Genomic DNA, 847 nt, shown 5'->3' on the forward strand with positions numbered 1-847 from the left:
CATCTGTAATAAAGAGCGACATTTCTATTTCCTTTTTTCTTAAATTATCAAAACCGATTGGGCGCGGATTATAGCACAAATGACGTCGGAACAATCCGTTTAAAAGAATGTTTTACACCTTGGGAATGATTCTCAAATTCTATACTATTCAGCAACTTGCGAATAGAGCGATAATTCAAACCTACTCATTCCCGCCTTTCCTTCCCGATAAATTTCCAGCCAATCCGGTTTTTCAGGCAACTTCCCTGCTTCAATATAGACCATTGCCCCATTTTTCAAGTGGCTTTGCAATCGGATAAACAGATTTTGCCAATCTTCCCATGCAAACGGCGGATCAAGAAACACAACATCAAATTTTTCAGACGGCCTTGTCAGATAAGCCATGCCGTCTGAACACACAATTTCCACCTGTTTCAAACCTAATTCACAGATATTTTTCTGAAGCGTTTGAACAGTTTGGCGGTGGTTATCGACCATTAGCACTTTTGCCGCATTACGAGAAGCAGCCTCCATTCCTAAAGCACCGCTACCGCTGAATAAATCTAATACCGTTTTGCCGGTTAAATCCTGACCCAACCAATTAAATAGTTTTTCACGCACGCTGTCAGGCGTCGGGCGCAGACCATCTGCAGATAAAAATGTTAGCTTTCGTCCCCTGCATTGCCCACCGATGATACGTACTTGATTGCTGTGTTTGGAATGTTTGTTGTTTGCCATAATTCTTAAAAGATGCCGAGTTTTCAGACGGCCTTAATTATATAGTGAAACTGCTATCAAGTCGTATTTCACTCTATTCTTTTAGAAACAAAAAGGCCGTCTGAAAATCATTTTTCAGACGGCCTTTTTC

1 protein-coding gene is annotated in these 847 nt (G+C 41.0%); it reads right to left on the minus strand.

What is annotated here, in order from left to right; all coding sequences use genetic code 11:
- Positions 1 to 144 precede the first annotated feature (144 nt).
- Positions 145 to 717 (minus strand): 16S rRNA (guanine(966)-N(2))-methyltransferase RsmD, encoded by a 573-nt coding sequence (gene rsmD, locus ACTHUM_RS15775; RefSeq protein ID WP_070461210.1) that lies wholly within the window; start codon positions 715 to 717, stop codon positions 145 to 147.
- Positions 718 to 847: the final 130 nt, after the last annotated feature.

The sequence above is a fragment of the Neisseria sp. P0021.S006 genome (assembly GCF_051956895.1).